Genomic DNA, 10,005 nt, shown 5'->3' on the forward strand with positions numbered 1-10,005 from the left:
AGAAACGGAAGTCCGCCGCCGTCTGCCAGGCCAGCGCAGCGGTCTGCACTCCGGTCGGATACGGCAGGACCAGCACGTTGGAGCCTGCCGGAAGAGTTTTCACGGCGTCGGTGGTGAAGAATGCGGGGACGTCGGGCGACCGTTCGACGGCGTACGGTCGAGGAATCAGCGGGAGAATACAGGCCGTGGTGAGGGCCACCGCTGTCAGCGGCCCGGCGGTGCCGAGCTGGGCAGGCAGGCGGTCCAGGACGAGGGCGAGCATGAGCCCGGCCATCAGGGCCGTGCCGAGGGAGAATCTGTTCGGCAGGGCGGAGTCGAAGACCGGAAGACCGGAAACCAGATTCCAGGGCAGCCGCAGGCCTGTTTCCACATTGTTGACCAGCAGCGTGCCGCCCAGCGACAGGACGGCCAGGACCGCGCCGGTGAGCCCGGCTATCCGCAACCGCAGATCACGAAAGCCCAGGACGGTGGCGGACACGCACACGATCAGTAGGGGCCAGCCGAAGAAGTTCATGTACTCCGGCGGACCGCCCGGGAACGCGGCCGCTCGCGCGGTCTGCGGGGGTGTCGCGAGCAGCTGGCGCCCGGAGGGGACGTACAGGCCGGTCAGGTCGCTCTTGAAGAAATTTGCCAGGAACGGGCTGCCGTGGGCCCGCAACGATCCGAGGAACTGAACTCCCAGCGGCAGCCCGGTCAGCGCCAGGCAGGACAGGAAGGCGACTGCCAACGTTTGCAGCGGGCCGCCGGCCCGGCGGAGGTGGCCCGGTCGGCTCAGCAGCAGCAGGGCGATCCCGACAACGGCCGTCACCGCGGTGATGAACAGCACCTCTTCGCCGGTCAGCAGTTGCAGGCCGGCTCCGACGCCCAGCAGCACGCCGGTTCGCAGCGGTCGGTATGTCCCCCGGACGGTGTCCACGACAAGGCAGAGCAGCAACGGCACGGCCGGCGCCAGAACTATGCTCAGATGCCCTGTTCCGGCGGCGACGAGCGCCGGTGAAAAACCGTACACGAGCCCGGCGACGTAGGCCGCCGCGGCCCGTACCCGCAGTTTCCGCGCGAACAGGTAGGCGCCGAATGCGGAAAGCGCGAACGCCAGTACGGCAAGCAGGTTGTAGGAGGCCACCGGCCCGGCGGCCCGGGTCAACGGGGTCAGTAACAGGCCGGGAAACAGAACGGATGTGTTCCACAGCGCATTTATTCCCTCCGGCGCGTTCGCCAGGTGCGTGACGAAGGGATTCGCCGGGCTCGTGACGGCATGTGCGGTATGCGCCAGCCACCAGCAGTACAGAGCGGTGTCGTTCGGATTACCGGCGATGATGTTCCGGGTCGGGTCGGACCACACCCGGGCGGTCAGCAGCAGGGCCAGCAGGAGGTAACTCGACCCGACCAGCAGATATGACCTGATGCTCCGGCCCTGCCGCGTCCGGCCCGCCGTGCCTGCGGTTGCGGCGGGCGCATCGGGCGCATCGGGTGCCGCGACCGGCATTGCCCGGTGGACGGCCGCCGGCGTGGTGATATGCCCGGTCGCAGGTGTGTCCGTGTCGGCGGGATCCAACGCGTCCTCCTGTGACCGGCAGCGTGCGAGCGCGGCGGTGCCATCCGTCCACCGGGACGCCGCTCGCTGATCGAACGCCCTGCCCTCGGTCGTCTTACCCTGTGAATCAGCATCATTACATCTGCCGCTGCCGTCGCCGTCCCAACAGTTGGCTCCCGGACGGTCGTCATTCCGACACCGTGACCTGCTTGAGGGAGGCATGCTGACCTCTGACGAGTCCGGGCGGAGGAGGTGTCGCATGGTCGGGGCGGGCGGCACTGCGGGCGGTACCGCGGGCGCACCCATGGTGAGTGCCGTCGACTGGGAACGGCTACGGGACGAGGCGACCCGGGTGGCGGCCCGCGCGTACGCTCCGTACTCACGGCTTCGCGTCGGCGCCGCCGCGGTGGTCGATGACGGCCGGCTGGTCGTCGGATGCAACGTCGAGAACGCGTCCTACGGCCTCACGCTGTGCGCCGAGTGTGTGCTGGTAGGGGCCTTGCACGCCTCCGGGGGCGGCCGGCTGGTCGCGTTCGCCTGCGTGGACGGTGCCGGCGCGCCGCTCGTGCCCTGCGGCCGGTGCCGGCAGCTTCTGTACGAGCACGGCGGCCCGGATCTCTCGGTGGCGGTGGCCGGTGGCCCGTGCCGGCTGGGGGATCTTCTCCCGGACGCCTTCGGCCCCGCCGATCTGCCGCCGCCGGGTACCCACGATGCTGATACGGACCAGGACGGGGGTGACAGTCCGTGACTTTTCACGTCATCGACCTGATCCGGACGAAACGGGACGGCGGCCGGCTGCCCGATGAGGCCGTGGACTGGCTGATCAACTCTTACACGGCGGGAGCCGTCGCCGACGAGCAGATGGCGTCCTATCTGATGGCCGTACTGTGGCGTGGCATGCAGCCTGCGGAGCTGTCCCGCTGGACCGCGGCGATGGTCGCAAGCGGCGAGCGGCTCGACCTGTCCGGGCTCGGCCGCCCGACTGTGGACAAGCACTCCACCGGCGGTGTCGGCGACAAGGTCTCGCTGGTCCTGGTGCCGCTGGTGGCGGCCTGTGGTGCGGCGGTGCCACAGCTTGCCGGGCGCGGGCTCGGCCACACCGGCGGGACCCTGGACAAGATGGAGGCCATCCCCGGCTGGCAGGCGTCGTTGTCCTCCGAGCGGATGCGGTCGGTGCTCACCGACGTCGGCGGGGTCATCGCCGCTGCGGGCGCTGGTCTGGCGCCGGCGGACCGGAAGCTGTATGCGTTGCGGGATGTGACCGGCACGGTGGAATCGATCCCGTTGATCGCTTCGTCGATCATGAGTAAGAAGATTGCCGAGGGGACGTCCGCCCTGGTACTGGACGTCAAGGTCGGCTCGGGCGCCTTCATGACGGCCCAGGCGCAGGCCCGTGCGCTGGCCGAGACCATGGTCACATTGGGTGATGCGGCCGGTGTACGCACGGAGGCGCTGCTGACGGGCATGGACGCCCCACTCGGGCGGACTGCTGGAAACGCGCTCGAGGTCGTCGAGGCGGTGGAGACCCTGCGCGGTGGCGGCCCGGCCGACCTGGTCGAGGTGACGGTCGCGCTGGCCAGGCGGATGCTCGTGCTCGCCGGGCTGGAGGGGGGCCCGGACCCGGCGGACGTCCTTGCGGCGGGCAAGGCGTACGACGTGTGGCGACGGATGGTCACCGCGCAGGGTGGCGATCCGGACGCGGCCCTGCCGGTGGCCGGGCACGTCGAAACGGTGCCCGCGCCCGTGACCGGTTTCCTGTGCTCCCTGGACGCGCGCGCTGTCGGCGTGGCGGCCTGGCGGCTGGGGGCGGGCCGCTCGCGCAAGGATGACGTGGTGTCGGCGTCCGCGGGCGTGCGATGGTTCGCAAGCCCCGGCGAGCGGGTTGTCGCCGGGACGCCGCTGCTGCAGCTGCACACCGACGATCCGGCCCGGATGGCTTCCGCCATGGAGGCGCTCACGGACGCCGTCGAGATCGCGGACACGCCGCCGGCCGTCCAGCCGCTCGTCCGCGGCCGCGTCCACCTGTAGCCCCCGCTGAACAGGGGCTCATTGGTAGATCCTCGTCCCGGCTCGCCGATCGAACGCAGGATCTGAAGCGGGTTCCTGTACTTTCGGATATATCTTCGGACGATGAATGCGTCCGTGACGTCCCTGCCCACCGTGGACGCCATCCGGCGGGTACCCAAGGTGCTGCTGCACGACCACCTCGACGGCGGGCTGCGACCGGCGACCGTCGTCGAGCTCGCGGACGAGGTGGGATACGACGCCCTGCCCACCACCAATGCGGACAAGCTCGCGACCTGGTTCCGCGGCGGTGCCCACAGCGGGTCACTCGTGCGTTATCTGGAGACCTTCAGCCACACCGTCGGGGTGATGCAGACCGCTGACGCGCTCGCCCGGGTCGCCCGCGAGTGCGCCGAGGATCTTGCCGCCGACGGCATCGTCTACGCCGAGGTCCGCTTCGCCCCCGAGTTGCACGTCCAGCGGGGGCTGGCGCTCGACGCGGTGATCGAGGCCGTCATCGACGGGTTCCGGGCCGGCTCGTCCGGTACCGGGCTGAAGATCCGCGCCCTGCTGACCGCGATGCGCCACGCGGCCCGGTCGCTGGAGATCGCCGAAGCCGCCGTGCGATGGCGGGAGCGGGGAGTCGTCGGTTTCGACATCGCCGGGGCCGAGGCAGGCTACCCGCCGACCCGTCACCTCGACGCCTTCCAGTTCATGCAGCGGGCCAACGGCCACTACACGATCCATGCCGGGGAGGCGTTCGGGCTGCCGTCCATCTGGGAGGCTCTGCAGTGGTGCAACGCAGACCGTCTCGGCCACGGCGTCCGGGTCACCGACGACATCGCCATCGACACCGATGCGAACGTGACCCTCGGGCAGCTGGCCAACTATGTCCGGGACGTCCGGGTGCCGCTGGAGATGTGCCCGACGTCCAACGTGGACACGGGCGTGTGCGCGAGCATCGCCGAGCATCCGATCGGGCTGCTGCGCAGGCTCCACTTCCGGGTGACGGTCAACACCGACAACCGGCTGATGAGCGGGGTGACGCTGTCGAGCGAGTTCGCCGCCTTGGTGGAAGCCTTCGGTTACGGATGGTCGGATATCCGGTGGTTGACGGTGAACGCGATGAAGTCGGCATTCATCCCGTTCGACCAGCGCCTGGCGCTCATCAACGACGTGATCAAGCCTGGATTCGAGGTGCTGTGCCACGATGAGTGACTCACCGGCCGGTACCGCTGAACCGGCTGAACCGGCCGATCCGGGCGGCTACGGCCAGGCCGTCGCGTCGGACGGCACCATGACCGGGCCGGACGGGCGCCCACGCTGCCCGTGGGCGCTGTCCGCGCCGGAATACCCGGAATACATCGCCTACCACGACGGCGAATGGGGACGCCCGGTCCGCGACCGCGTCGGGCTGTTCGAACGCCTCAGTCTGGAAGCATTCCAGTCCGGTCTTTCCTGGCTCACCGTCCTGCGTAAACGGGATGCTTTCCGGGCCGCGTTCGCGAATTTCGATCCGATAGCCGTCGCGGCGTTCGGCCCGGCCGACGTCGAGCGGCTGGCGGCGGACGCGGGAATCATTCGCAATCGCCGAAAGATCATCGCGACGATTACCAACGCCCGGGTGGTCCTGGCCCTGGACGTACCGTTCGAGGAGGTGATCTGGTCGTTTCGGCCCGCGGTCACGACAGTGCCGGTGGTCACGGCGGACCTGCCCGCATCCACGGCTGAGTCGGCGGCGTTGGCAACGGAGCTGAAAACCCGCGGCTTCGTCTTTGTCGGTCCCACGACAGCCTATGCGCTGATGCAGGCATGTGGTCTGGTCAACGACCACCTTGCGGCCTGCGCCGTCAGGTAGTTCGGGGCGGGAGCGCCGCCCGTGTCAATGGTGCCGGCGACGCCGTCGGCCGCCCGGCCGCGCCTCGCGCGAGGCGGACGGAGCGGGCCGGTCCGCTACCATGGTTGATCATGTCGGATGTGATGGTACTTGCGATTGTCAGCGTTGTCGTCACCGGCATCGGCGCGCCGGGGATCACCGCGTTTTCCGGCCGTATAGAAGCACGACGGTCACATCGTCTCGCCATCCAGAAGGAATGTCGTGACGCGCTGGACTTCGCCGCCGAGCAGTTGGCGAGATCCCAACGGGCCACGGCCTACTGCATGTCATTGTGGTCCCGAGGGATCATGGACGGCGACGACGAGGCAAAAGAATATCTGAAGCGCCGGAACCAGGCGAACGAATCGGCCCGGACCGCCTATGGACGGCTGTGCGTCAGGTTCGGCCCGGCCGCACCGGTCGCGCGTCACTATGACGACGCCATCGAGTGCATGCGCCGGCTGACGGACGTACTACGGGGCTATCGTGCCGGCGACACCTATGACGCCTGGGAACACCAGGCCGGCGCCGAGTCCGCGGAACTGACCGCCGCCGGCGACAGATTCCTCAACGCCGCGAAGAAGGCCGTGTCGGCCCAGGGATAGGTTTCACTCCGGGACGGCAGCGAGGACATCCCGGGTGGCGGACATTCCCAGTCTGGTCGCACCGGCACTGACGAAGGCAAGGGCCTGCTCGGCGGTACGGATACCTCCGCTGGCCTTGATGCCGAGCCGACCGCCGATCGTCGCCGCCATCGCCCGTACCGCCCGCAGGCTCGCCCCGCCCGCGGGGTGGAACCCCGTCGACGTCTTCACGAACTCGGCGCCGCCCGCCTCCGCGGCCCGGCAGGCCGCCGCGATGCCGGCGTCCGGCAGCAGTGCGCTTTCGATGATCACTTTGAGGATCACGTGCGGTGGGACGGCCAGCCGCACTTCGGCTATCTCGGCCTCGATCGACCGCCAGTTCTCCTCCATCGCGCAGGCCAGGTCGATCACCAGATCGATCTCGTCCGCCCCGTCGGCCACGGCCCGGCGGGCCTCCTGCGCCTTGACCACGGTCAGATGGGTGCCGTGGGGGAATCCGATCACCGAGGCCACCGCGAACGCCGGATCGTCCGGCTGGTCTTGCGTGTCCTTCGGACGCTCCCGGCGGGCCGCGGCGGCCGCCAGGTAGACGTGGGTGGGCGCGACGCACACCGTGCCGACGCCCAGTTCCGTGGCTTCGGTGCACAGCGCGAGGATCTCCTCCCCGGTGGCTTCGGGACGCAGTAGGGTGTGGTCGATCATCCGGGCGAGTTCGGACCGGCGTGGCGGAGCAGGGGGACCCGGCACCGCTCCACCCGCTCCGGCGGGACGGTCCGCTCCGGCGGGGACGTTCGTCATAGCCTCCATCATTGCGGGCCATCATTGCGGGTGGGAGCAGCGGTCGGAGTTCTACCGGGCAGGGCCCTGGCAGGAGGCAGTCGTGCGGGTCGACGTCGTCGAACATCCTCTGGTGGCCGCACGGCTGACCGTGCTGCGCGACAAGGCGACGCAACCGCCGGTGTTCCGCGCGGCGCTGCGTGAACTGTCGACGATGCTGATCTACGAGGCCACCCGGGAGCTGCCGACGGTCCGGTACCCGGTCACCACCCCGCTCACCCCGACCGCAGGCAGCAGGCTGGCCACGGCACCGATCGTCGTGCCGGTGCTGCGGGCGGGTCTGGGGATGCTGGAAGCGGCTTTGAGCCTGCTGCCCGAGGCCCGGACCGGCTTCGTCGGCCTGGCCCGGGACGAGCGGACCTTCCAGCCCCATGTCTACCTGGAGTCGCTGCCGGCGAACCTTGCCGGCTATCCCGTGCTGCTCCTCGACCCGATGCTCGCCACCGGCGGATCAGCGGCACACTGTCTGAACCTGCTGGCCGAGCGTGGGGCTACGGGCATAGTCCTGGTCTGCGTGCTCGCCGCGCCCGAAGGGATCGCCGCGCTGGACGCGGGCGGCTTCGACGTACGGGTCGTGACCGCCGGCATCGACGAGCGGCTCGACGACAACGCCTTCATCGTTCCCGGTCTCGGGGACGCCGGCGACCGGCAGTTCGGCGCGTTCTGAAGGGCCAAGGGCGACAGGATCATGTTCCTTTCGCTGCCGGGGCCCCAAGCCCCCGGTTCACAGCGGGTTGTGCTCCTGAGGACTGCCGCGGCATACGGTATGCGCGGGTACCTCCCGCGGCTTCAGAGATCGAGGAGGAGCCGGCGGACGGCGTCGCGGAGGGTGGCCATGCGGGTGTCCGCCTGCTGGCGGGCAGCCGCGAGAGCCTCCGCGTCGGCTCCAGGGTCGACCGGGGCGATCACTTCCAGATATGACTTGATCTTTGGTTCGGTGCCGCTGGGGCGGACGACCACCCGTCCGCCGTCCGCGAGAAGAAAAACGACCACGTCGGCCGGTGGCACGCTGCCAGCCGTCCGACCGTGCGCGGATGGTGCGGCGAGGTCGTGGACGCCGACAACCGCCGTGTCCCCGAACCGGCTGGGGGGATCGGCCCGCAGCGCGGTCATGATGGCGGAGATCCGCTCGGTGGAGTCGCTCGAGCCGGTCAGCCGGATCGACACCTGGGCGGTGACGTACAGCCCATACCGGCGGGCGAGGTCGTCCAGCCGGTCGAGCAGGGTCCGGCCGCGGCGCTTGTCCGCCGCGGCGATCCCGGCGACGGCCAGGGCCGCGGTGATTCCGTCCTTGTCGCGGACGAGATCGGGGGCGACCGCGTAGCCGAGCGCCTCCTCGTAACCGAACGCCAGGTCGGGATGCGCCCGCATGATCCACTTGAAGCCGGTGAGGGTTTCGGAGAACCGCAGGTTGTGCGCGGCCGCGAGCGCGGCCAGCGCGCGGGAGCTGACGATCGTCGTCGCAACCGGCCCGGGTCGGGTGCGCAGTGTCTCCTCGGCGAGGAGCATGCCCACCTCGTCTCCGGTGAGGATCCGGTCATTCACCGCGACCGCGCAGCGGTCCGCGTCCGGATCGTTGGCAATGACGACATCGGCACCCACCGCACGGCCGAGCGCGAGCACCCGGTCCATCACGCCGGGTTCCTCGGGGTTCGGGAACGGGACCGTCGGGAAGTCCGGGTCGGGACGGACCTGCTCGGCAACCATGAACGGCGCGGTGAGGCCCGCGCGGGTGAACACGGCTTCGAAGGTGTCCGCGCCCACACCGTGCAATGGGGTGTACGCCACCCGGACGTCGGCGAGGCCGCCTGCGCCGTCCGTCCGCAGCGTGTCCGCGGCCGCCGCCACATAGCTGGAACGGATCTCCTCGCCAAGGCGCGTCCAGCCGTCGCCGAGAGGGAGGGACGCCGCCGGCCCGACAGCGTCGATTGCGGCTTCGATCTCGCTGTCGACGGGAGCGACGATCTGCGCTCCGTTCGCCGGATCGCCGGACGGTGCGCCCAGGTACACCTTGTAACCGTTGTCGGTCGCCGGATTATGACTTGCGGTGACCATGATGCCGGCGTCCGCACCGAGATGGCGGACGGCGAACGCCAGCACCGGCGTGGGCACCGGGACCGGTAGCAGGGCCGCCCGCAACCCCGCGCCGGCCAGCACCCGAACACTGTCGAAGGCGAACCGTTCACTGCCATGCCGGGCGTCCGCGCCCACGACGACCAGCGGGGGCGGACGATCGTCACGCGGCGGCAGCCCCGAAGCGGTCGGCGTGGCTGACGTGGCTGACGTGGTGGGTGTGGTGGGTGTGGTTGACGGTGACGCCGTTGGAGCTGGGGTCACCGGAGCTGATCCGGTCGGAGCTGACGTGGTTGAAGCGGCCGTACCGGCCTGCCGGGCGAGCAGCCAGGCGGCCAGACCCGCCGCCGCCCGCCGGACGACCGCGGTGTTCATCCCGGTCGGGCCGGCGCGAAGCGGTCCACGAAGCCCGGCCGTGCCGAAGCGCAGGGCGCCGGAGAACCGCTCACGCAGGGCTTCGAGGTCACCGGCGTCGAACGCGGCGTCGAACACAGCGGTCAGTTCGGCCCGGTCGGCCGGCTCCGGGTCGTCGGCGATCCACTGCCGGGCCCGGGCGAGCAGGTCCAGGTCCGCGTCATCCCCGACGGACGCGTCCACCCCGACCGCTCACAGTCTGGTGACGACCGAGGCGAGCAGCGCGCCCATGCGTTCGGCCGCGCCGGCACCGGCGGCCAGCACCTCGGTGTGGTCGATCGGCTCGCCGGTCATGCCGGCGGCGAGGTTGGTCACCAGGGACAGCGCCAGGACCTCGGCGCCCTCCGTCCGGGCCGCGATCGTCTCGTGCACGGTCGACATGCCGACCAGGTCCGCACCGAGCGTCCGCAGCATCCGGATCTCGGCCGGGGTCTCGAAGTGCGGTCCGGGCAGTGCCGCGTAGACCCCTTCGGTGAGGGTCGGGTCGGCGGTACGCGCCAGTGCGCGCAGGCGCGGAGCATAGGCGTCGGTGAGGTCGACGAACCGCGGTCCGACCAGGGGACTGCGACCGGTGAGATTCAGATGATCGGAGATGAGCACGGCCTGGCCGACCGTATGGTCCTCGCGCAGCCCGCCCGCGGCGTTGGTGAGCACCACGGTGGACACGCCCGCGGCGCAGGCCG

General features: G+C 70.2%; 9 protein-coding genes and 1 pseudogene. 6 read left to right on the top strand and 4 right to left on the bottom strand.

Annotated features, from left to right (window positions below):
* Positions 1–1,555, bottom strand: a 1,555-nt coding sequence (locus tag DD1DGNOD_RS05675) for a hypothetical protein (RefSeq protein WP_165036456.1), incomplete at its 3' end; no start/stop codon positions are given.
* Positions 1,556–1,838: 283 nt separating this feature from the next.
* On the opposite strand from DD1DGNOD_RS05675, the gene DD1DGNOD_RS05680 reads away from it, so the two are divergent.
* The 5 genes from DD1DGNOD_RS05680 (at position 1,839) to DD1DGNOD_RS05700 (ending at position 6,019) form a co-directional block, all read left to right on the top strand.
* Positions 1,839–2,282, top strand: a complete 444-nt coding sequence (locus DD1DGNOD_RS05680) for a cytidine deaminase (RefSeq protein WP_241251263.1) — start codon at positions 1,839–1,841, stop codon at positions 2,280–2,282.
* A complete protein-coding gene (locus DD1DGNOD_RS05685; RefSeq protein ID WP_131765566.1) occupies positions 2,279–3,562 on the top strand; it encodes a thymidine phosphorylase in 1,284 nt (427 codons plus the stop codon). The genes DD1DGNOD_RS05680 and DD1DGNOD_RS05685 overlap by 4 nt, the downstream gene beginning before the upstream one ends.
* Before the next feature lie 102 nt (positions 3,563–3,664).
* Positions 3,665–4,756 carry an adenosine deaminase gene (locus tag DD1DGNOD_RS05690; RefSeq protein ID WP_131769606.1) on the top strand — a complete coding sequence of 364 codons (1,092 nt, stop codon included), beginning with the start codon at positions 3,665–3,667 and terminating at the stop codon, positions 4,754–4,756.
* Positions 4,749–5,396, top strand: a complete 648-nt coding sequence (locus DD1DGNOD_RS05695; protein WP_430827758.1) for a DNA-3-methyladenine glycosylase I — start codon at positions 4,749–4,751, stop codon at positions 5,394–5,396. Before DD1DGNOD_RS05690 ends, DD1DGNOD_RS05695 begins: the two co-directional genes overlap by 8 nt.
* Before the next feature lie 110 nt (positions 5,397–5,506).
* Positions 5,507–6,019: a hypothetical protein gene (locus DD1DGNOD_RS05700; protein ID WP_131769607.1), complete on the top strand. Its 513-nt coding sequence runs from the start codon at positions 5,507–5,509 to the stop codon at positions 6,017–6,019.
* A 3-nt stretch (positions 6,020–6,022) separates the two neighbouring features.
* Here the strand turns inward: DD1DGNOD_RS05700 and deoC are convergent, their stop codons facing one another.
* Positions 6,023–6,796, bottom strand: coding sequence for a deoxyribose-phosphate aldolase (gene deoC / locus DD1DGNOD_RS05705; protein WP_241251257.1), 774 nt, complete (start codon positions 6,794–6,796; stop codon positions 6,023–6,025).
* 82 nt (positions 6,797–6,878) lie between these two features.
* Here deoC and upp point away from each other — a divergent pair, with 82 nt between their 5' ends.
* Positions 6,879–7,502 carry a uracil phosphoribosyltransferase gene (gene upp / locus DD1DGNOD_RS05710; protein ID WP_131765570.1) on the top strand — a complete coding sequence of 208 codons (624 nt, stop codon included), beginning with the start codon at positions 6,879–6,881 and terminating at the stop codon, positions 7,500–7,502.
* Positions 7,503–7,624: 122 nt separating this feature from the next.
* Here upp and DD1DGNOD_RS05715 read toward each other — a convergent pair whose 3' ends face one another.
* Entirely contained in the window at positions 7,625–9,283 is a 1,659-nt protein-coding gene (locus tag DD1DGNOD_RS05715) for a phospho-sugar mutase (protein ID WP_430827759.1), read from the bottom strand.
* 231 nt (positions 9,284–9,514) lie between these two features.
* Positions 9,515–10,005 (bottom strand): annotated as a pseudogene (locus tag DD1DGNOD_RS05720) (purine-nucleoside phosphorylase); the annotation flags it as partial.

The sequence above is a fragment of the Candidatus Protofrankia californiensis genome (genome assembly GCF_900634765.1).
GTDB classification, from domain to species: domain Bacteria; phylum Actinomycetota; class Actinomycetes; order Frankiales; family Frankiaceae; genus Protofrankia; species Protofrankia californiensis.